Source organism: Bacteroidales bacterium, assembly GCA_014860585.1.
Classification (GTDB): domain Bacteria; phylum Bacteroidota; class Bacteroidia; order Bacteroidales; family 4484-276; genus RZYY01.
Window position 1 is genome coordinate 1 of record JACZJL010000085.1, and the last position, 23,131, is coordinate 23,131.

The window sequence follows — 23,131 nt, forward strand, 5'->3', positions numbered from 1 at the left end:
TGAGACAATATCTTGATTTACTTGATCATGTATTAAAAAACGGTGTCGAAAAACGCGACCGCACAGGAACCGGAACCATCAGCGTGTTTGGCTACCAGATGCGTTTTAACCTGGAAGCTGGATTTCCGGTGATGACCACCAAAAAGTTGCACCTCCGCTCCATCATCCACGAGTTGTTGTGGTTTTTAAAAGGAGAAACCAATCTCCGCTATCTTCACGAAAACAAAGTGACCATCTGGGATGAATGGGCTGATGACCAGGGCAACCTCGGGCCTATCTACGGCTATCAGTGGCGCTCATGGCCAGCGCCGGACGGCAGGCACATTGACCAGATCAGCCATGTTGTCCAATCGATAAAAGAAAACCCCGACTCCCGCCGGCACCTTGTCAGTGCCTGGAATGTCGGGGAATTGGATAAGATGGCACTTCCGCCATGCCATATCATTTTCCAGTTTTATGTGGCCAACGGGAAACTCTCCTGCCAGATGTACCAGCGCAGCGCCGATATTTTCCTCGGAGTTCCGTTTAATATTGCTTCCTATGCTCTGCTTTTAATGATGGTAGCTCAGGTGACCGGCCTGAAACCTGGCGAGTTCGTCCACACATTTGGCGATGCCCATATCTATCTGAACCATATCGAGCAGGTGAAGCTGCAACTTACCCGCGAGCCACACCCGTTACCTAAAATGCAAATCAATCCGGAGATAACGAACATTTTCGATTTCACCTTTGATGATTTCCACCTGGTCAATTACCAGTCACATCCACACATCAAGGGTGAAATATCCATCTGATAACCTCCTCGAAAACCTTAATCCTTCGTAAAAAACAGCCTGGTAATAAAAATTCCGTTACCGTCTTCTTTGCCTCCGTCACTTTCCACAGCGCTGGTTACAAAAGTCAGTTTCCATCCCTCTTTCACCAGTTTGTTGATCTTCGCAGTGATCAAAGCGTCATTGGAAGCGATGTTCTGGAAATTGATCCCTGCAAGGCTGTAAAAGTTCAACAGCTTGGTTTCATCAAATTCACTCACTTTGGCATCGGCACGACTGATGTCATCCTGCTTACTGGTTTTTCCGTCGGTACGGCTGGTAGTGAAATTATCAACCTCGATATCGGATTTGGTTTCAACCATCCTGGACCTTCCCAGACCTGCCGGGACGATCGACTCAACAATAGTTACCACTTTGAACTCCTGAGCATAACTCAGCATTGTAAACCCTAAAACTGCAATCATTGCAAATGCGATTCTTTTCATAAACTTTAGTTTTGATGAATTAGACTTAAAAATGAATTGGCTGCATACCGTTTTCAGTAGCAAAGGATTCTAACTTTAATTCTTTGATAAAATTATTGCAAGCAGTTTAGGGTAAGATTTTGTAAAAGAAAACAATAGCAGAACGAGTTTCAAAGGAGACGGAAAAACAAACCAGAGATATTTAAATTAGTTACTTTCCGGGAAATTCTTCTATGCCATCGCTGTACCTGGCAAACCGGCCTTTTTCGCGGGGATGCACATTGTCGTATCGAGGCCATGGCCATCCGCCAAACTGGGTTGCTCTGAAATCGCTGATGGCTTGCTGGATTTCATTTTGATTGTTCATCACAAAAGGACCGTATTGTGCGACCGGTTCATTGATGGGCTTTCCCTGAAGGAGGAGCAGTTTGCTTATAGTAATTCCCGATTCGACAATAATCTCCTGGTCGGGAAGCATTTCGATGGCTTGTTTGGGGGTAATTTCGATGCCTGCAACGGAGATGGTTGAGCCTTCATAGAAGTAAAGTGTTCTGCGCACGCCATCTGAAGCTGGCGGAATAGACCAATTTGCTCCCGGTTCCATTTTGATTTTCCAGATGCCCACTTCGTTTGCAGGGTCGGCGGCCCAGGAATCGGGGGCAGGCGCCGGCGAACGGGTTTCGCCAATTTGTCCGGCAACTACGGTTACTTCGGTTGTTTTCCCGTTTTCATCTTTCATTTTGATTGTTGGAATGGTTTCAGCCCAAAGCATGGCAAAATGTGGTTTTGCAAATTTCTTTGCCTTCGGGAGGTTGAGCCAAATCTGGAACAATTCAGCCGGGTTGTCCCGATCTTTAGCAATCAGCGGGAACATTTCGGCGTGTTGTAAACCGGCGCCCGCAGTCATCCATTGTACGTCGCCATTGCCATAACGACCGGCAGCACCATGCGAGTCGGAATGATCAACAAAGCCATTCAGTACAATAGTCACAGTCTCAAAGCCCCGGTGCGGATGAGCCGGAAATCCAGGAATCTTTGTTCCGTGATACATCCGCCAGCCGTCTTTGACAGTAAAATCCTGCCCGAGATGTCGTCCTGCAAGCGATGCCGCAGGCCCCATATCTTCATTGCCGGCGGGATAAGCATCGGCATGATGAACACAGAAAAGGAAAGGGTCAATGGTGTCCCACATGAATCCCAACGGCTTGATGTTGATAATGACTTTGTTGTACATTGTTGCTGAGTTTAATGATTTTGAGCAAAAATAGCTCAAATTGAAAAACAATTTACTTTAGCCGAAAAAAAGAAAATGGATTTCATTGTCATTGCGATTGTTGCCTTCGGCGCCGCCATGTTGACTTTTTTCTCCGGATTTGGGCTGGGTACGATCCTGATGCCGGTGTTTGCGCTGTTCTTTCCGGTAGAAATTGCCATTGCTCTAACGGCCGTTGTTCATTTAACCAATAACCTGTTCAAGACCAGCCTGATTTGGCGGTCCATCAATCTGAAAGTTGTAGCCATGTTTGCAATCCCGGCGGCTGTGGCAGCATTTTTAGGCGCTTCAACGCTTAACTGGTTTAGCCGCAACGAAATGTTGATTTATGGTTATGAAATTGCCGGGAAATCATTTCAAATCACGTTACTGAAAGTGATCATTGCCACATTGCTGATTATCTTCTCGTTTTTTGAACTCAGCAAGAAGCTGGCAAAGGTTACCCTTTCGAAAAAATACCTTCCGCTTGGCGGACTGCTCTCGGGTTTTTTTGGAGGGCTGTCCGGACACCAGGGGGCACTGCGCTCGGTATTTTTACTGCGGTCAGGTTTGGGAAAAGAAGGTTATATCGCCACAGGCATTGCATCGGCTGTGTTGATTGATATTTCGAGGCTTTCGGTGTATGGCACTTCATTCTTTGCCAGGCATTTCGATACGCTTGCCGGCGATCAATCCGTTAACATGATGATCGTTGCGATTCTTTTTGCATTTGCCGGTTCGTTTATCGGGCGTAAAGCTTTGAAAAAGATTAAACTGCCGACCATCCATCTGATTGTTGGGATAATGATCTTTGTACTCGGCGTATTGTTAGGATTAGGAATGATTTAAAACCAAAATAATTATCAACTTTCATCCTTCAAATTTTTCAAATGAAAAGGACGGTTTATACGATCGGCGAAACGGTTTACGACATCATCTTCCATCACGGTCAAATTCAGGCCGGGAGGGTAGGGGGCTCGATGCTCAATTCTTCGGTATCGCTTGGCCGGCTTGGTTATAATAGTTGCTTTGTAAGCGAAGTTGGTAACGATGACCTGGGGGAACTCGTGATTGATTTTCTCGAAAGAAACAAGGTCAACGCTCGGTTCATTGATCGCTTCAACGAGGGTAAAACGCCTGTGGCGCTTGCATTTTTGGATGACCAGAAAAATGCACGATACACATTTTTGAAGGACTATCCTTCAATACGCTTACAGCAACACCTCCCGCAGGTTACTGAAAATGACATCGTGATGTTTGGTTCGTTTTTTTCCATAAGCCCTGCTGTCAGAGCTACCGTTTTAAGGTTTTTAAAGCAGGCCGGGGAGGCTGGTGCGCTGGTAATTTATGATCCAAACATCCGCAAACCACGCAAAAATGAAATTCCTGAGTTGTTGCCAATGATCTTTGAAAATTTCGCACTGGCCGATATCGTCAGGGCTTCGCATGAGGATTTTCAAACTATTTTTGGAACTGATGAAGCAGATGAGGCCTCCCGGATTGTAAAAGTGTATAGTGATGCTGCATTGATTTTTACCAGAGGGTCAAACGGGATCAAACTTTTTGCAGGAGATTGTATTCGTGAATATAGCGTACCTGCAATTGAGGTTTTGAGCACGATCGGGGCCGGCGACACTTTTAATGCAGGCATAGCCAAATCGCTGATTGATCAGAGCATTCTGAAGCGTGGGCTTTCAGAAATTTCTCCAAATCAATGGGATCAACTCATTCAAACCGGGATAAGCCTCAGTCAGGAGGTCTGTTTAAGTTATGATAATTATGTCAGTGAGAGGGAGTCTGCAACCAACACAATCTAATACCTCACCACCTTCAGGCTGGAAACTGCAGCATCAATTCTGATGGAGATTTTTTTGGTTGCATCCTCGAAATTGGCAGTTTTGTAATGATTATTGTTCCCTTTGATGAATCCCTCGAACTCACGGGAGGTGAGCACAGTGCTTGTTTGGATTTCACAGCCTGAGGTTTCAGGCACTTCCACCTCAATTGAAGCAGCCCCTGCATCAATGCGCAAGTTGGTGTTGTCATTCAAATCACCAAGCCGTATTCTTATTGAGGCTGCTCCACCATCAACCTCTACCCGGTCAACTTTAAAAGGTTGAAGGTCGAAATCAATATCTGCAGCCCCGGCGTCCATTTTAATATCCCATGTAGGTTGGGTATTCAAGCCGATCGTAGCGGTATTGGAACGGTTCATCCGCCTGACTTTACCCTCTTCCATCCTTAACCTGAGAATTACCGAACTACCTGCATTTTCAGTGTTTAGCTTATACAAACCCATTGTACCGACTTTTTCGAATTTCAGCAGATAATCTTCAGTTGGGGTAATTTTGAAATCACCGGCAATGGCATCCAGTTCCAGCACTGCATTCAGAATTTCAGGGTTGAAGCTTTCATAAAGCGACTGATCAGTCCATTCGTTTTCGTCTCCCCAGTTTTCGTCATCTTCCCAATCCCAACTGAATTTTTCCGGAAACCTGAAAAAACTTGAACTATCTGGTTCCTGAACTGAGAGAAAGATAACTGATCCTGCCATGATGATCAAAGCAAGTAGAATCCGAATGAGTCCGTGAATAGGGAGCAATGCAACTCCTAACAGGATAATCAGAACAGGCCATAACGTGCGAAACATACGCCAGTCGAACGAAATAACGTCGAAATTCCTGAGCAGGAACATCAGGCCGATGCCTACCAGCACCACGCCCCAAAATATGTCTTTTGATTTCATCAGCTATTGATTTTTGGTTTTGATATTGCACTTCTCATCACTAAGATCCCGGCGGCAATCAGCAACAATGGCCACAGGTCTCTCATATTAATACCCGGAATAATTCTGGCAAACAAGAAAATACTGCCCAGAACAATGAAAATAATTCCTGCAATAAGGCTTCCTTCATTACGGGGATTTCGCTTTACATCCATGGTAAAGGTAGTTTCCCTGGCTTCTGACTGAGGTTCATCCTTTTTTTCCATATCTGGTTCGACTTCCTGCGGCGGTTCCATTGTTGGTTTGTACCCGGTCTGTCGGTTGTATTTAAAAAAAGTATAATCCGGATCAAGTGGTACAGCAATCCATAAAATGATATAAATCAGCACACCGCTTGCTCCTGCGAAGACGAGCGCAACAAACAGAATCCTGAAAATAATCGGGTCGATGTTGAAGTACTTTGCGAGCCCGCCGGCAACACCGGCAATAACTGAGTCGTAGCGACTACGATAAAGCCTTTTAGTTTGTTCCATATGAAGTGTTTTTTTTAAATTGTGTCAAAGTTATGCTAAAAATTACCGGATTGTTATTTGAGTAATAAATTGTAAACCGGTTACAAGATTTCTTAAAATTTATCATTAAAAATGTAACTCTCTCATTTTATTGCTATTTTTGCTCTGACCAAATGATGAAAAGTTATCAAATTCTAAATAGAACGGGATGATTCTCAAAAGCATAAGGTTTCTGTTAAAAGCATTCCTCTGGCTGATCATTGCTTTGATAGTCACCTTCTTCATTGTGTATGCTATTGCTCCAGTTTATGATTTTCAACACTCTAAGCCATTTTCAGGGGAAAATATTCATAATCCTTATGAAGGCATGGATAGCACCTGTTGGAAAAAAGGAAACTTTCAGATTCAATCCCGTGTTTGGTTTGGCATCACCGATGGTAGCAACAACACCCCAACAGCCGTGTATGCCATTTATGAGCAATTGGGTTACGACATCATTACCATTACTGACTACATGAAGATCAACCGTTTTGGGGTTGAAAAGGAAGGTTATGTTGCTGCATACGAACATGGCTATGGGATCAGGAAGACACACCAGGTGTGTCTTGGCGCCGGAAGAGTGACCTGGCTTGACTATCCTTTTTACCAGAATCTGAATCACAAACAGCATATCATCAACATACTCCAACGTCACAATGAAGTGGTCTGTGTTGTTCATCCCCGGGTAAGACATGGATATGTACCTGCGGAAATGGAGGTACTCGCTAACTACGACCTGCTTGAGGCCGTCAGCCATTATGTGGTATCGCTGGACTATTGGGATTCAGCGTTATCTTCCGGCCATGCAGTTTATATCGTTTCCAATGATGATTCTCATGATGTTCTGAACCCTACAAAAGTAGGGCGGTATTGCACTTTCATTAATACTGAAAGCCTTGAGCAAGAGGATATTCTGGCAGCATTGAAAGCAGGGAAAGCGTTTGGGGCAAAAATCAATATGCTCGAAGGCGCTGATTTTTTTCAAAAAGCAGAAGACCACCGGAAAATCCCTGTGTTAAAATCAGTAGTAGTAAAAAATGATACACTTTTTGTGGAGTTAAGTAAACAGGCAAGGATTGTTACTTTCATTGGACATAAGGGCATGATCAAAAAGTCATCATCAAACACCGAAAAGGCATTTTATCCCATCTCACCAGACGATCCCTATATCCGCACCGAGATCATTTTTGATGACAATACACAATTTTTCCTCAACCCGGTAATCCGTTATGACGAACGTTTGCCGGAAAGAACCCCATCACCTGAAATCAACTGGATTAAAACCTGGCTACAACGCATCATTGCATTAATGATCGCAGGCACAATTATGCTGCTGCTGGTTAAATTCAGAAAACCCGGTGAGAAAAAGGGCCACCTCCGTCCAAGGCAGTATTTTTATGAATGACGAAATATTAAAAAAATCATTTCCAGGTGCGTCAAAACCAAATAAACATCGTTATTTTGCACCACAAAACTTTTTGTTAAAAGGATAACATACAGAGCAGAATGGCGCAAAATCTTTATGTAGCAGCATCTGAAGCGATGTCGGGCAAATCGCTGATCGTATTGGGTTTCATGGAATTGCTTTCAAGACATGTTGGGAGGATTGGATTCTTCAGACCTATTGTGAAGGACGGTAAAGATCAGGATAATCATATACGCCTAATCTCCCAGCGGTTTAAATTGCCATTTTCCTACACTTCAATGTACGGGGTTACAAGTAAGGTGGCTTTTGAGCTGATCCAGGCCGGCGACATGGATTCCATTTTTACAGCGGTTTTAAATAAGTACAAGAACCTTGAAAAAGATTGTGATTTCATCCTTATTGAAGGGACAGATTTCAGGGGCTCGTTGGTTTCGTTTGAGTTTGATATGAACGCCCGCATTGCCAACAACCTTGGCGCTCCTATTCTTGCTGTTATCAATGGTTCCGGTAAAAACGCAAACGAGATTGCAGACTCAATGCAGATGGTCAAAGGAACCCTGACTGCTGAGAATTGTGCACAGATTGGAACCGTGATCAACCGGGTTGCCGAGGATGAATTTGCTGCCATCAAGCACATGCTCGACAAATTCAGTAAAGAAGGAGAGATCAACTTCATACTTCCCGAAAAAAGTGTACTCCAAACCATCACTATCCGCCAGATTGCCTCAGCGTTGCAGGCAGAGCACATTTATGGAAGTAAAGAAAGCCTGAACCTTGATGTACTCGATTTCAGGATTGCAGCCATGTCGCTGGATCAAATTTTAAAGTTCACAACATCCGGTTCTCTTGTCATCACTCCCGGCGACAGAACAGATATTATAATCGGATTGCTGATGACCATGATTGCCGACAATTTCCCCAAAATTTCAGGGATATTGCTTACCGGAGGTATCCAACCAGGCACGCAAATGATAAAACTGATGGACGGAATCCAGCCCCTTCCTTTGTACATCATGTCGGTAAATACTGATACTTACGAGACTGCAATGGCCGTGAGCAGGATTCACCCGGCGCTGAATCCCGAGAATGAAAGAAGACTTACAACAGCACTCAATCATTTCGAGTCGAACGTGGATGTGGGAATCATGGGGCAAATCCTAAAAATTACCCATTCAAAAGTAGTTACCCCCGTAATGTTTGAATACGAACTCTTCGAGCGTGCCCGCGCCGACCGTAAACATATCGTGCTGCCGGAGTCTGAAGATGAACGCATCCTGCGGGCTGCTGAAATTTTACTCAAACGAAATGTCGTGGATATTACCCTGCTTGGCAATGAAAATGAGATTTTAAAACGAGCAGCTTCATTGCAGTTGCAGCTTACCGGCGTCAATATTATCGATCCTTACGACAATGATCTGGTTCATGAATATGCTGCCGAATATTACCGCCTGCGCAAGCATAAAGGCGCCACCAAGGAAAAGGCTTACGAGTTGATGCATGACGTCAGTTACCTCGGCACAATGATGGTACACAAGGGGCATGCCGACGGGATGGTTTCTGGCGCAGCTCATACTACGGCACATACCATTAAACCTGCATTTGAATTTGTCAAGACAAAACCAGGTGTGTCTATTGTGTCCAGTTCTTTCCTGATGTGCTTCAACGATCGTGTGCTCGTGTATGCTGATTGTGCTGTGAATCCCAACCCGGATGCCGATCAGCTGGCCGATATCGCCATTAGTTCAGCCGAAACTGCCATGAATTTCGGTATTGAGCCACGGATTGCTATGCTCTCCTACTCAACCGGCGAATCCGGTAAAGGGGAGGATGTGGAAAAGGTGCGCAAAGCCACGCAAATTGCCCGAGAGCGCCGTCCTGATCTAAAAATCGAAGGGCCGATTCAATACGATGCTGCCATCGAACCTACCGTTGCAAAGCAGAAAATGCCCGGCAGCGATGTGGCCGGAAAAGCTACCGTCTTTATTTTCCCCGACCTGAATACAGGGAACAATACTTACAAAGCAGTGCAGCGTGCTGCCAATGCTGTGGCAATTGGACCGGTTCTGCAAGGTTTGAACAAGCCGGTGAATGACCTGAGCCGTGGCTGTACCGTGAAAGATATTGTGAATACCGTGGTGATCACTGCCATCCAGGCACAGGGCGGAGGGAAAAACTAATTTTCTATTCACCCCGTGAGTGGTTTATTTGCGACCACTAAAATTAAAAATTCGGTGTTGGCCGGACGGAACTCACGGGGTGAATTTTGGAATAAGGTGAAAAAGGTTTGGTGGTGACTTGGGTGGCGGCAATTCTACTAAGGTTGTTTATTGAAAATAAGGTTGTTCCTCTTCACCACAGGCATTTTGAAAAATGAATTGCCGCATTTTTGGCTGTATTCCTTTCATTAGCTTCAAATGAAAAAGAAAAACCTTATCAAATCAATAAACCTTAGTAGAATGGTGCAATGCATTGAAATTCATAACCTTATTCAATTCACCCCGTGAGTGGCTAATTTGCGACCTCCATAGTTGAAAATTCAGTGTTGGCCGGACGGAACTCACGGGGTGAATTTCGGAATAGAGTACTATAAACATTCACCCCGTGAGTGGTTAATATAGTACCACCAAAGTTGAAAATTCAGTGCTGGACCGGAGAGAACTCACGGGGTGAATTGTCATTGGGATGGCAGAAAACATGAGAATCAACAAACGAATTATTCTTATTTTTGTGGCAATTTTATATCTCTATGAGAAAACTTAATTTAAAAATGCCTGGTATCAGCTATTACTGATCAGATGTTGGGCGAAATTAAGCTGAATAACTTTAAAAAAGAACACAAATCATGGATATCAAAACATTAAAAACCGACCTTCATAAGTTTATTGATCAGATTGAAAACAGGCAGATACTCAAAGATTATTATGATGATATGAAATCTTTGATCGAACATCAGAATGATGGCGCCTGGGACAATTTATCAGAAGATCAAAAGCAGGAGTTGCTAATAGCATACGAAGAAAGCGAGGACGAGCAAAACCTTGTGGATCATGAGGCTGTAATGAAAAAATATGAAAAATGGCTTTAGCTCTTCAATGGAACACCAGCGCCATTGCTTCATTTTATAAAACGGTGGTTTACCTTGAAAACGAGTGGGGAATAAATGCTGCTATCAGGTTTGTTAGAAAAGTGAATCACATTCTTTTCCTCCTCCAATCATATCCTGAGATTGGACGGCCTGAAAACCCAAAAACCGACCTTTTCAGCGTTGTGATAACCCATCAGACTACGCTGTTTTACAGAATGAAATCGGATAAAATTATTCTCCTGATGTTTTTTGACACCAGAAGAAGTCCAACCAGAAAGCCTAAACAGTAATCAAATTGCACTTTTCTCATCCGAAAAGTTTTTCAGGGATTTGATGACAAAGCAGCCAGGTCGGTATTTTTTACCTTCATCTATAAAGCAAAACCTTATTCCGTCCCCAAACCTGGTAGAATAGGTTATCTGAAGAAGTACAATAAACTTTAAAAATTACTTTTCTGCTTTAAAAACAACTGCCCTCAGATTTTTATCGAGCCATTGATTGATCATTGCCCTGAACTCATTGTATTCTTCCGGATGAATGAAGGTTTCGCTGATTCTTATTTCCCGGGTTATCTCTACCTGGTTTTCCTTTGGCTTAATATCAATACTTACTGATCCTGCTTCACTTTTAAAACGGTCGCCTGTGCGCTTGTTTACAAAAACATAACCATCCGGTAGCTCAATTGTATAAACATATTTTTCTGTGATTGGGAAAGGTATTACGAAGGGGTCTTTTCTGGTGCTTTCGAGATAAGTAATCCGCCACCTGTCGAAACCATTGGTCATGTTTGGCAGCATCCAACGATAATAACCTGACTGTTCGGTAACGGGTTTATTGTTTTCAGCCTTGAATGTGAGTGTTGATTTTGCAATATTACTATTGACAACCTGAATAGTACTGTCATTCTTAATCAGATCGCCGGTTAACATGGATTTTATGCTGTTTTTATCTTCCTGCAAGGCAAGGAAAGGGTTAGCAGCACCGGAGAGTACCAGGTCAACCTGGCCAGAAGCCTTCAGTTCAGCATCAAATGTAATTTTTGCTGTATAAATAATCTCGTTATCCATCTTAGCAGGTTCAACAGGAGAGGCTGCTGCATCTTTTGAAAGCGGTATCACCACAACCTGTGCCAGGCTATATTCAAGGCTTTGGCTATCCGTTGTAACAGCGGATAAATAAATTGTCCCGAATCCTTTGGTATTAGCCATCACGGCGATATCGTCAAAAAGAGAAAGGTTGCCTGAATTGACATCAAAAAATTGCTGTGGGGCAATGAGCACCGGCACAGCATTGAAATTGGCATAACCGAGCAGTGCTGCAAGCAGGATGGATTTTTCCAGCTTACTTCCTCCATTGCTTTTCCAAACTTCCACTGGTTGTCTCACCTGATATCCGAGCCATGAAGGATCATACCTTTCGTAAACTATATTTCCTGTAACTTCCTTTTGGATGGCAAGCAGCGTTTTTATCTCATCAGTTTGTTTTGCTTTTATGCTGTCCACTAAACTTTTCATTTGATCGTTCATTTCAAAATTGAAAGTCTGTTGCCTGGTGATCCAGTTGACCACATCTGCTGTGGTTCCAGCTGTAGTGAAGGAAAGCCGTGGAGTTGCCGGCTGGAATTTTCCACGGAATTGTTCTTTTGGAGAAGCCTGCAATCCGGTGAATTTCCAGGTATACACCTTCTGGCTCCCAACCACCATAATTTCCGGCGCAGTTCTTAATCCCGTCATCCTGTGATTTAGCTCAACATCGGGCGGGACTTTAACATTGACCTCCATATCGAGCACCGGGGATGATTCCTCAATAATTACCGTACCCATCAGCCCGGGCGTGAACCCTTTGGCTGAAGTCAGGGTATAGTCGAGATAAATGGTGGCGCCGATCTCAAGTGCTGTATGCGTGACCACCATTTCGCGAAGGTGATTGGCGGTAGCCGAAAGGGCGGCGTTACGCGGTAGCACTTCATTGAAGGCATTTTCCGGAGTTTCAATCTTTGTGCTGTCGGCCATAATGGTGTAGGCTTCATTTATTGTCAGCTTTTGAAATTCTGGATTGTAAATGATAAAGGTTTCACCATAAAGACGATTGAACGAAAGATGTGTTTTCAGTTTCAACTGTTTTACTTCCCTGAAACTTGTGCTGCCGTCGTTTTCGAGTGTATATTCCCGGATCAGCTTTTCATACACAGCATCGGCATTTTCAGTTTGTGCAAAAGTTATATTGACGAATAAAAATGCGGCTAAGGATAGAATAATCTGTTTCATTTTATTTTGTGTTAATGCATTCATAATCTGGAATTTTGGAAGATTTGGCGGTTATTTTTTTAAGACAATTGGGGAGTCGGCCATTTTTTTCTGGGCTTTAACGGCTGATCTCATTTCAGGCCAGTCGCTGGCTTGATAAACCCGTTTCTCAAGAAGGACTTCCTGTTTGAGTGCAATGGTATTGTTCTTTGCCTGGTAACCACCATTGTAGTAAGCCGAACAACCCAGTGAAGTTGTGTTCACATCTGGCAAAACGGGGGAGTATCCTGCGGGTATGGTAATCGTCTCATCCAGTTCTACCATGCGGCTGCAACGGTCGCGGAAATCAAATTTGCGTTCTTCGAGGTCTGTATTCATGTAAAGATGACCCATGGCACGGCTCATGAAATTGGTGGCTAAGAGCGGAATAAAGATGAGCTCATTTTCTCCGGTAAATGCATAACCCGGAATGCGGTAACTGATTTTGATGTTGATCGGCCCTGCCATATAATCTATCGGATCTCCGTAATCCATGGCGATGATCTCGGCCGCCGGATGTATTCTTAACAATTCTGCTTCGACACCTTTGTTCCACTCCGATTTATAATCGCGGGTGAAAATACCCCGAACTGCTGCATCAGTTTGTCCTTCGGCTTCCAGTACCATTTGTCCTTCCAGGGTTCCATCGGTTTTCAGTTCGGATGTTGCTTTGATTTTGAGGTAATGATTTTCGGAGGGCGAAACAGGTGTGATGGCCAGGTCGGCTCCTTCGGGTAGCCCCATCAGGTAATTTTGTTGCTGTTCGGCGCTTGACCATAGCTCCCTGACAAAAGGAACCCAGGTTGGATCGAGGAGGTGGTATTCGCCATCAGAAAGTTTTACAACGGTTACGCTGTGATTAAAATGATCGGCGGGAATATCTTCGATTCGGGAACCGGCCATGGTCATGGCTGCATAAGATTCAAAACCTGCCATACGCAGGAATGAGATCAGCAAAGCTGCTTTGTCTTTGCAAACGCCACAACGGTCGCGGAAATTCATGGCGGTGTTGTGCAGGGTAAATCCCTCGCCCGGCCCCATCGAAATCCCTGAATAGCGCATGTTATCGGCCACCCAGTGGGTAAGTATCGAAACGCTGTCCATTTCTGTTTTGGCAGGCTTGAGCAATTCCTTTACAAAAGCTTCCGCTTCGGGGGTTGGGTCAAAACTTCCGTAATCTTCATTTACACCGTAAAACCAGCGTGATTTTGCCTCCCAGTCAGGGCTGGTGGTTAACAGCAGTTTGGGAGCTATGTCAAAAAAATCAACCATATTGGGTTCGGCTTTGATGGGCATGATATCCTTTTTTGAAAATGTATAAACATGCTTCCCATCCACAAACCGCAATGTTGTCTTGCATTCACCGTGGAAAAACTCATATTGCAGCGGCTTGTCTGCTGGTACATGGGTGATGTAAACCTTTTCGAGTATCGGATGAGAACTCCAGAAAGGGATGATATCGTAAAAATGCCCTCGCATAGGGGGAATGAACCGCTCCTCATCGTCTTGCATCAGCAGGGCGTATGTAAATCCTTTTTTAAAATACTTGACTTCAACGGCATCGCCAGGTTCAAGCCTGCCCACCTCGATCATTTTTTCGCGGGCGCCCCAATAGATGGCGCGGGCAGGCGCCGGATAATCACGTACTCCGCCAAGATCCACATTTTCAACCGTCCCGTCCTTCCTGTATATTTTTATCAACAGGATATCAAGGGCGGCTGACAATGGGTCGTAATCAATCTTAATCACCCGTTGCTCTGAAGCGCCTTTGGGGGTGAGCACCTTCGTTAACTGATGCATGTGGAAATAACTCAGGCCGGTCTCCTGAACATCCACCCTGGTGCTGTCGAACAGGATGAGCAGGTTGCTTCCTTTGTAATCAGCGGCATTTCCTGAGTTTTTGATCAAATCTTCAATCGGGCCGGCGTTCAGGATCAGCCCGGCAAATAGTATAACAAGCAGTGAGGTAAATTTTTTAAGCATAGCAATTTAAGCTTTAGAATTAATGCCGCTAAAGTAGGGAAAATTTGTGTGACCGGTTACCCTAATTTTTCTGACTTTCAATTGAAGTTATGATTGATCGATAAAGAGCAAAAAAAGCCCCTGCGAAAGCAGAAGCTTTTTTGGGAATTACTTTTCCGAAGGATAATTTAGTGTCAGTAGAAAAACATCCTGTATTTGATTTTCAACAAATGGTGTTTTCCTGCTGACACTATTTAACAATCATTTTGCGGGTGGCTGTCTCATTGCCTGCTGTTACAGTGTAGAAATAAACTCCGGAGTTAAGTCCTGAAGCGTCAAATGACAAGAAATGACTACCGGGTTGTAATGATTTTGCAGGAATTGTCAACACTTTCTGTCCGGTTAGATTAAACACTTCAATTCCAACAAGGTTAGGTTGTGTAATTTCGACAGTTACCTGAGTATTGCCGCCCGTTGGGTTGGGGTAGCTTTGTGAAACAGAAAGTGCAGTTTCAACCGGTTTCGGATCATTGACACCAACAGTGAATTCCATTGAATTGTGGATCACCCTGTTGATCACCGGATCATGATCTTCGTCAAGGAAAAGACCGGGGATATTATCGGCCTGGTAGATCAACTGGAAGGCGCCTTCCGGGGAAGTATTTGGCGCCAAAACAGGGTAAATACACTCATCGTAAAGGTGGAAAATATTTCCTGCCTGAAGATCAAAGAATGTACCCCAGGTTTGTCCTAAGTCGTAGGAAAACCTTGTCCAGATGTGTTTGTAATTGTACAAGCCATCAGCGGTTACATATGTCTCGGTTGTTGAGGCATAAGCAAGCGCTATCATACCATCATGAATAGCAATGGTTGGCATGGTGGAAATACCCAGGGAACGATAAACTCCAAAGGGTGTTTCTGCCGTGCCCTCAAAGTCAAAAATGAAACCGCTGTTGTTCACGTCCTGGGTCCAGCCGATCAACATGCCGAGGCTTTCAAGGTATTCGGGCATCATGGTGTGATGTGGGTTGTCGGCTTCGGGAATTTGCCCCATACTTTCGTTCCAGTAACCGATTCCGTCAGTGTATGGCCAGTAAGAGTAAAAACCCGGATCGGGAGGGGCTGCGGCCAGACGAGCTACACGACCAATCCCCCAAACTACGTGAACCATACCGTTGTCATCAATAGCCAGATTGGCTGAATTATCAACTGAATAAAGCGTATCCGGCATCAGGGTCGTATTGAAATCGAAGAAAGGGTAGGGGTGTTCCCAGATGATTGTCTTTTCCCATGTTTCACCCATATCAGTCGATTTCATCATAAAAAGGTCGAACCATGCACTTGACCCAAGCAGTACAACAATATTTCCTTTTGAAGCCATCACATAATCATCAGCATTGATTTGCAAATAATAGTCTGATCCCACCCCTTCAAGCACTTCATCCTGGATGTCCCAGGTTTGGGTGTCTTTTGAATAGCGCGAATAGAGAATTGCGGTTGTTTGCCCCTGGTATACCGAATTTGTGTTATAGAACATATTCAGGTAATTATTGTCCGGACCGCTTGTTACTACACGTGGCCATGCCGGCTGCAATCCACCACCCGGGCCGGAATATATAAATTGCTGCCATGGTCCTGTCCCTTTATTTTCGCGGTGGTTTAAAACAATCTCAACATTGAAGTTATGAGATACCACTATTTCACCGGTCTCACCCCATGGCGCAATATTTGGCCATCCTGTTCTTTTGGTCTCAATCCTTGCGGTAGGTTTGGGGCCCCATGCAGTTCCATCAAAATAGTTGTATCCTGTGCCTCTGTCAGGAAAAGCAAATCCTGTCGGATTTTCAACTCCACGGGTACAGGTTGCAGCCATCGTGCCATCTTCCCATACCCAGAACCGGTTGGAAAGATTTGCATTAGATTGTAAATCGTACACCGTTTCGATGATTTCTGTTTCATCGCCAAGTAATCTCCCATCTTTTATTACACCGGGAGTTGTATAGTTGTGGTTTGTCATGGGGTAAGTCAGGTCTGATGGGACCGTATGTTGCCTGATTACAGCAATCTTACTGAGTCCATTCACAACTGTTGCCCGCTCCTGGGCGAAACCAGATGAAAGGAATCCGATGGTCAAAAGAAGAATAAAAACTTTTTTCATGTTGGTAAGTTTTTGGTGATTGATAAAAATGATTGTGAAGACAAAAGTACAAAAATATTAAAGGCTGTCTCAAAAGTCTTTCATTTGGATTTTCAACGTTTTTTGACCCTTGATCCCTAAAGTGAAAACGTTGAAAATCAGGCTCCCTTTAGGGACGGGGTACTCCTGATTTTCAACGGTTCGGGTTAAATCCAGACTTTTGAGACAGCCTCTTTTACTGTCAGGAAGTGTAAGTATTTACTTCACAACCATCTTCTTCGAAACCTTTTCGCTGCCGGTTGTAACGGTGTAGAAATATACGCCGGGTTTCAGTACTGATGCATCAAAGCTCAGATTGTGGCTGCCTTGCTGCAGGTTTATGGCAGGAATATCCACCACCTTCTGACCGGTTGCGTTTATAATTTCGAGGCCAACTAAAGCAGGTTTATCTAGAATAACATTGATTTGAGTGATTCCTGTTGCCGGGTTGGGATAATTCTGAGCTACCGATATGCTGTTGTTTTGCTCAGGGGAATCAATCCCAACAAGCCACCATAAACGGTTATGAATAATCCGGTTAATCACCGGGTCATGATCTCCGTCGAAAGCATAGATCCCCGGAATGTTATCAGCATTGTAAATCAGATTAAATGACCCACCTGGATCGGGTTTATCAGCCAGTACCGGATAAATACACTCATCGTATAAATGGAAGATATTGTCGGCATTCATGTCAAGAAAATCACCCCAGGTTTGTCCCAGATCATAGGATTGTCTCAGCCAGAGGTGCTTGTAGTTCATGGTACCGTCGGCAGTGACGAATGTTTCCGTGACGGATGAATAAACAAGCGCAATATAGTTGTCGTAGATGGCAATAGTTGGCATGCAGGAGATTCCAAGCGACCGGTACACATTGAAAGGCGTTTCGGCCGTTCCTTCAAAATCGAAGATAAATCCGCTGTTGTTCACATCCTGTGTCCACCCGATCAACATTCCCAATTCTTCAAGATTTTCGGGCATCATGGTGTGGTGTGGATTATCGGCTTCGGGGATTTGACCCATACTTTCGTTCCAGTAACCAATGCCATCAGTGTAAGGCCAGTAAGAATAGAAACCCGGATCGGGGGGCGCCGCAGCAAGCCTTGCAACACGGCCAACACCCCAAACTACGTGCACCATCCCGTTGTTGTCAATGGCCATGTTTGCTGAGTTATCGCAGGCATAAAGCGTATCGTCCATCAGCGTGGTGTTGAAATCAAAAAATGGGTAGGGATGTTCCCAAATAATGGTTTTTTCCCAGGTTTCTCCGTTATCCATTGATTTGAGAATAAACATATCCGACCAGGCGCTTCCATGCAGCATCACCACCATATCTCCTTTTGAGGCCAATGCGTAGTTGTCGGAACTGAAACTGGTATAAAAGTCTGATCCGAGGCCGTCAATCAGTTCAGCCTGGATATCCCAGGTTTGGCCGGCGTCAGATGAGCGGTAATAAAGCAAAGCGCCATCCTGTCCCAGGTAAGGGGTGCCGCCGTTACCACTGGGTGCCGTCATTACAAATACATGCACAATGTTGTTGTCGGGGCCGCTGGTGACCACTCTTGGCCAAAGCAATCCGGTAGATCCGGCCGGAGCAGGAGCAAATTCAGTTTGAGTCCATGCGCCGGTTCCCTTTGTTGCGCGGTAATTAACAATCATTGGCGCTGTTCCCGAAACGTGTGCCACCACGATTTCACCATTTGGACCAAGTGGGGCAATGGATGGCCAGCCGGTTCTTACTGTTTCAATACGAGCGGTGGGTTTTGGCCCCCATGAAATCCCATCAAAATAGTTGTAACCTGTTCCCCTGTCAGGAAATGCATTGTTGGTAGGGTTTTCCACGCCGCGAATGCAGGTAGCAGCCATAGTGCCATCTTCCCAAACCAGGAACCGGTTGGCAAGGCTTGAATTGCTCTGCAGGTCAAAAACTGTTTCGATAATCTCGGTTTCATCGCCAAGAAGTCTTGCGTCCTTCATTTTTCCGGGAGCAATGTAAATGGGATTGAGCATTGGGGGAGGGATGTCGGCAGGAACATCAAATTTCCTGGTTAGCGACATTTTGGTCAGTTCCTTGTCGGCAGGTATCCGGCTTTGGGAATAACCTGCAAAGAGGAATCCTAAAACAATTAACGATAAGAATAAATGCTTCATAGTAAAATGTTTAAATGGTTAGTAAATAATTTGAGGTGCGAAAATACAAAAAAGAAATGATGTTCATAAAGCAAAAAAGGCCTCTGCATTGCAGAAGCCTTTTTTTTATTTTGTGGAGTTCAATTACTTCACAATCATTTTGCGGGTAACTTTTTCGCCACCGGCATTAACTGTGTAAAAATAAACGCCTGAAGTGAATTGAGAAGCATCGAAAGTAATTTCGTTGATGCCGGCATTCATGTTTCTTGCCTGAATTTCATACACTTTTTGTCCGGTCATATTGAATACTTCAAAACCAACTGTTGAAGGCTGAGCGAGTTCAACTGAAACGCTTGTAGTTCCGGTAGTTGGGTTTGGAACACTCTGTGAAACATTGACTGATGAAACTTGCTGTGTTGGGTTTTCGATACCAACAGTGAAGCTCATCGAATTGTGGATTACCCGGTTGATTACAGGATCATGATCTTCGTCAAGATAGAGACCAGGAATGTTGTCAGCCTGATAAATCAGCTGGAATGCGCCATCCGGGTTGGTATTTGCAGCCATCACCGGGTAAATACACTCATCATAGAGGTGGAAAATATTATCACCCACAATGTTTTGGAAATCACCCCATGTTTGTCCCATGTCATAGGAGAAGCGAGCCCAGATATGTTTGTAGTTCTGGGTTCCGTCGGCGGTTACAAAAGTTTCGGTGGTTGAAGCATAGGCCAGTGCCATCATGTTACCGTTGATTGCAAGAGTTGGCATTGTGGAAATACCCAATGAACGGTAAGTGGCAAATTGCGGATCGCCGGTTCCTTCATAGTCAAAAATGAAACCGCTGTTGTTTACGTCCTGTGTCCAGCCAATCAACATACCAAGTGTTTCAAGGTATTCCGGCATCATGGTTTTATGCGGATTATCATTTTCAGGAATTTGTCCCATGCTTTCGTTCCAGTAACCAATACCATCAGTATAAGGCCAGTAGCTGTATGAACCTGGATCCGGAGGAGCAGCTGCAAGACGTGCAACCCGGCCGATTCCGAATACTACGTGAACCATACCATTGTCGTCAATGGCAAGATTACCTGAATTATCAACAGCATAAAGTGTATCATCCATCAAGGTAGTTTGCATATCAAAGAAAGGATAAGGATGTTCCCAGATCATGATTTTATCCCATGTTTCACCGTTATCCGTTGATTTCATTACAAACATGTCAATCCATGCGCTGGTCAATAACAAAGCAACCGTGTTACCTTTTGATGCTAAAACATAATCATCAGCACTGATATCAAGGTAAAAATCGGCGCCCATTCCTTCAAGATTCACGTGCTGGATGTCCCAGGTTGCGCCACCATCGGTTGAACGGTTGTACAACATGCAGCCATCCTGACCTAACCATGGTGTTCCGCCATTGGCTGATGGTGCAGTCAGACCGAACAGATGTACGTACTCGTTATTTGGTCCTGAGGTAGCCATTCTTGGCCATAAATATTGAGGAATAGCAGTTCCGGCAGGACCATTATAAGTTGTCTGTGTCCATGCACCGGTACCTTTTGTAGCACGGCTTGAAATCACCATAGGTGCAGTACCTGAAACGTGACCGCAAATAATTTCACCATCAGCGCCCCATTTTGCAATGGAAGGCCAGCCTGTTCTGGTAGTTTCAACTCTTGCTGTGGGTTTTGGTCCCCAGGTTGAGCCATTGAAATAGTTGTAACCTGTTCCCCTGTCAGGGAAAGCAAAGCCTGTTGGGTTCTCAACGCCGCGTGTACAAACAGCCGCCATTGTTCCGTCTTCCCATACAACAAACCTGTTACCAACAGTGGTGTTAGACTGCAGATCATACACCGTTTCGATAATTTCTGTTTCATCGCCAAGCAGCCTGGCATCTTTCATCAGACCAGGGGTGGTATAGGTCGAATTGACCATCGGCGGAACCGGATCAACAGGTACATTGTAGAACCTGGTTACTGACTTGTTAATTAACTCGTTTGATGCAGGAACAGCACGTTGCTGTGCAAACCCGATCAAAACAATGCTCATCGCGAAAACAATTAGTAATGCTTTTTTCATAGTTTTTAATGTTTAAATTAGATTTATAATGTTGATTACGTCGGCAAAAATAGAAAAATCAAATAACATTCAATGTTTTTATGACCAAAACTCAATATATTGAGTTTGAACATGGGCTTCCAGAAGATACCGGAAGCCCATGTTCTATACTCTTATTTAACAATCATCTTCCTGGTAATGGTCTCGCTGCCATTTGAAACGGAGTAAAAATATACACCTGAAGTAAGCCCTGAAGCATCAAACCTCAGATTGTGGCTACCGGCATTCACTGATTTTGCAGGTAGTTCAAATACTTTTTGGCCGGTCATGTTAAAAACTTCCACACTTACAGTAGCCGGATTTGTCACTTCAACAATGATGTCAGTTACCCCACTGGTTGGGTTGGGATAGCTTTGAGAAACTGTGAGTGCCCTCGCATCTGCCTGAGGTTCGTCAATCCCGATGGTGTAATCCATCTTATTGTGAATGATCAGGTTAATCAATGGTTCAACTTGCATATCGTCATCGATCAGGTACAATCCGGGTGAGTTGTCAGCATTATAGATCAGATGGAAGACTCCATCTTCAGTTGTATTTGCTGCTACAAGCGGCCACAGGCATTCATCATACAAATGAAAAATATTACCGGTCTGAAGATCAGTAAATCCACCCCAGGTCTGACCGAGGTCGTAAGAAAATCTGGTCCAAATATGCTTGTAGTTGTACATTCCATCTGCAGTGATAAATGTTTCGGTTGTTGACGAATAAGCCAATGCGATCATATTGCCATGAATAGCAATGGAAGGCATGGTAGAAATTCCCAGCGAACGGTAAACTGCGAAAGGTGTTTCAGCAGTACCTTCATAGTCAAAAACAAGACCGCTGTTATTTACATCCTGGGTCCAGCCAATCAACATTCCCAACGATTCAAGGTACTCTGGCATCATGGTGTGGTGAACATTTGGAGCATCAGGAATTTGTCCCATACTTTCGTTCCAGTAACCGATACCATCGGTAAAAGGCCAGTAGGAATAGCTCCCCGGTGCAGGCGGGGCAGCTGCCAGACGTGCAACACGTCCAAGACCGAATACAATGTGAACCATTCCATTGTCGTCGATGGCAAGATTTCCTGAATAGTCAACGGCATACAAGGTGTCGGGCATGAGGGTGGTGTTAAAGTCAAAAAATGGATAGGGATGCTCCCAGATCATAATTTTTTCCCAATTTTCTCCATTATCAGTGGATTTTAGTATGAACATATCGGCAAAAGCATCGGTGTAAAGCATGGCAACAGTATTGCCTTTTGATGCAAGCACATAAGCATCTGCCCTGATATCAGTGTAACTGTCAGATCCTAATCCGGGTAAAATCTCATCTTCAGGAAACCATGTTACACCGCCGTCTTCCGAGCGAGAGTAAAGCAATGCATTGTCCTGTCCCTGATAAAGATTGTATGAACTATAAAAAAGGTGAATGATCTCGTTGTTTTCGCCAGTTGTGGCCAAACGAGGCCAGGTTGGTTCAACGGTACCGCCAGGTCCGGGGTAATTAACGCGCTCCCATGCATCAACACCTTTATTTTCACGCTTGTAAATCGTTAGGATGTAAGGAGCACCCATAGTGTGAGCCACTACCATTTCTCCGTTTGGTCCCCAGGGAGCTATGCTTGGCCATCCGGTAGCCACATTCTCAATTCTGGCTGTAGGTTTGGGACCCCATGTGGATCCGTCGAAATAGTTGTAACCTGTACCTCTGTCACTCCAGTTGGATGAAATCATACCCCTGGTAGCAGTTGCAGCCATAGTTCCATCTTCCCAAACCCAAAAACGATTACCGATAGAAGAGTTTGTTTGAAGGTCATACGCTGTTTCCATGAGTTCGGTTTCCACCCCTGCCAGCGAAGCATCCTTCAATGATGGAGCAGTGGCAAAGTTGAAATTCACAATGGGTACCAATGGTTCCTTTAACTGCGAATATTTTCTCTCTACTGATTTGTTGGCCACCTCTTTTGAGAAAGGTACTCGTTTTTGCTGTGCAACACTCATTAGTGCAAAGCAAACTGTAAATGCTAAAAGTAAAATTTTCTTCATGACATCTTTGAATTTTAATGATTAAAATACTGATTTTTCAAATTTGGGCAAAGATAAAGAAAAATTGTAAGGCCAATTGAACAGCATAAAATTTCTACTTAGCACAAAAATAGTTTCATTTTTTGGTCAAACCATGTGTCAATCAAGTAAA

At 44.2% G+C, this 23,131-nt stretch carries 17 protein-coding genes; 7 read left to right on the top strand and 10 right to left on the bottom strand.

What is annotated here, in order from left to right; translation table 11 throughout:
* A partial coding sequence (locus IH598_08365) for a thymidylate synthase (protein MBE0638519.1) occupies window positions 1-794 on the top strand: 794 nt, incomplete at its 5' end.
* 17 nt (window positions 795-811) lie between these two features.
* Here IH598_08365 and IH598_08370 read toward each other — a convergent pair.
* Together IH598_08370 and IH598_08375 are read right to left on the bottom strand one after the other, a co-directional pair.
* Window positions 812-1,258 (bottom strand): hypothetical protein, encoded by a 447-nt coding sequence (locus IH598_08370; GenBank protein ID MBE0638520.1) that lies wholly within the window; start codon window positions 1,256-1,258, stop codon window positions 812-814.
* A 190-nt stretch (window positions 1,259-1,448) separates the two neighbouring features.
* Entirely contained in the window at window positions 1,449-2,471 is a 1,023-nt protein-coding gene (locus tag IH598_08375) for a pirin family protein (GenBank protein MBE0638521.1), read from the bottom strand.
* Between the two features lie 75 nt (window positions 2,472-2,546).
* Between IH598_08375 and IH598_08380 the strand changes: the two genes are divergently transcribed.
* Window positions 2,547-3,338 (top strand): sulfite exporter TauE/SafE family protein, encoded by a 792-nt coding sequence (locus IH598_08380; protein MBE0638522.1) that lies wholly within the window; start codon window positions 2,547-2,549, stop codon window positions 3,336-3,338.
* A gap of 41 nt (window positions 3,339-3,379) precedes the next feature.
* Window positions 3,380-4,306, top strand: coding sequence for a carbohydrate kinase (locus IH598_08385; protein ID MBE0638523.1), 927 nt, complete (start codon window positions 3,380-3,382; stop codon window positions 4,304-4,306).
* Here the strand turns inward: IH598_08385 and IH598_08390 are convergent.
* Window positions 4,303-5,235, bottom strand: a complete 933-nt coding sequence (locus IH598_08390) for a hypothetical protein (GenBank protein MBE0638524.1) — start codon at window positions 5,233-5,235, stop codon at window positions 4,303-4,305. The genes IH598_08385 and IH598_08390 overlap by 4 nt on opposite strands.
* Window positions 5,235-5,747, bottom strand: coding sequence for a PspC domain-containing protein (locus IH598_08395; protein ID MBE0638525.1), 513 nt, complete (start codon window positions 5,745-5,747; stop codon window positions 5,235-5,237). The genes IH598_08390 and IH598_08395 overlap by 1 nt, the downstream gene beginning before the upstream one ends.
* A gap of 187 nt (window positions 5,748-5,934) precedes the next feature.
* Between IH598_08395 and IH598_08400 the strand changes: the two genes are divergently transcribed.
* The 4 genes from IH598_08400 to IH598_08415 all read left to right on the top strand — a co-directional run bounded on the left by IH598_08400 (window position 5,935) and on the right by IH598_08415 (window position 10,566).
* A complete protein-coding gene (locus IH598_08400; protein ID MBE0638526.1) occupies window positions 5,935-7,170 on the top strand; it encodes a hypothetical protein in 1,236 nt (411 codons plus the stop codon).
* A 101-nt stretch (window positions 7,171-7,271) separates the two neighbouring features.
* On the top strand, window positions 7,272-9,368 hold the full coding sequence (gene pta, locus IH598_08405; protein ID MBE0638527.1) for a phosphate acetyltransferase: 2,097 nt from the start codon (window positions 7,272-7,274) through the stop codon (window positions 9,366-9,368).
* Window positions 9,369-10,033: 665 nt separating this feature from the next.
* Window positions 10,034-10,276 carry a hypothetical protein gene (locus IH598_08410; protein ID MBE0638528.1) on the top strand — a complete coding sequence of 81 codons (243 nt, stop codon included), beginning with the start codon at window positions 10,034-10,036 and terminating at the stop codon, window positions 10,274-10,276.
* Complete coding sequence (locus IH598_08415; protein ID MBE0638529.1) at window positions 10,267-10,566, top strand: type II toxin-antitoxin system RelE/ParE family toxin; 300 nt, start codon at window positions 10,267-10,269, stop codon at window positions 10,564-10,566. The genes IH598_08410 and IH598_08415 overlap by 10 nt, the downstream gene beginning before the upstream one ends.
* 156 nt (window positions 10,567-10,722) lie before the next feature.
* Here IH598_08415 and IH598_08420 read toward each other — a convergent pair whose 3' ends face one another.
* The 6 genes from IH598_08420 to IH598_08445 form a co-directional block, all read right to left on the bottom strand.
* Window positions 10,723-12,543 carry a DUF3857 domain-containing protein gene (locus IH598_08420; protein ID MBE0638530.1) on the bottom strand — a complete coding sequence of 607 codons (1,821 nt, stop codon included), beginning with the start codon at window positions 12,541-12,543 and terminating at the stop codon, window positions 10,723-10,725.
* A 51-nt stretch (window positions 12,544-12,594) separates the two neighbouring features.
* The gene (locus tag IH598_08425; GenBank protein ID MBE0638531.1) at window positions 12,595-14,544 is read right to left on the bottom strand and encodes a DUF3857 and transglutaminase domain-containing protein; all 1,950 of its coding nucleotides are present in this window, start codon (window positions 14,542-14,544) and stop codon (window positions 12,595-12,597) included.
* A 229-nt stretch (window positions 14,545-14,773) separates the two neighbouring features.
* Window positions 14,774-16,681 carry a T9SS type A sorting domain-containing protein gene (locus IH598_08430; protein ID MBE0638532.1) on the bottom strand — a complete coding sequence of 636 codons (1,908 nt, stop codon included), beginning with the start codon at window positions 16,679-16,681 and terminating at the stop codon, window positions 14,774-14,776.
* A 237-nt stretch (window positions 16,682-16,918) separates the two neighbouring features.
* Window positions 16,919-18,850: a T9SS type A sorting domain-containing protein gene (locus IH598_08435; GenBank protein ID MBE0638533.1), complete on the bottom strand. Its 1,932-nt coding sequence runs from the start codon at window positions 18,848-18,850 to the stop codon at window positions 16,919-16,921.
* A 123-nt stretch (window positions 18,851-18,973) separates the two neighbouring features.
* Window positions 18,974-20,911, bottom strand: coding sequence for a T9SS type A sorting domain-containing protein (locus IH598_08440; GenBank protein MBE0638534.1), 1,938 nt, complete (start codon window positions 20,909-20,911; stop codon window positions 18,974-18,976).
* Between the two features lie 152 nt (window positions 20,912-21,063).
* On the bottom strand, window positions 21,064-22,980 hold the full coding sequence (locus IH598_08445; protein ID MBE0638535.1) for a T9SS type A sorting domain-containing protein: 1,917 nt from the start codon (window positions 22,978-22,980) through the stop codon (window positions 21,064-21,066).
* Window positions 22,981-23,131: the final 151 nt, after the last annotated feature.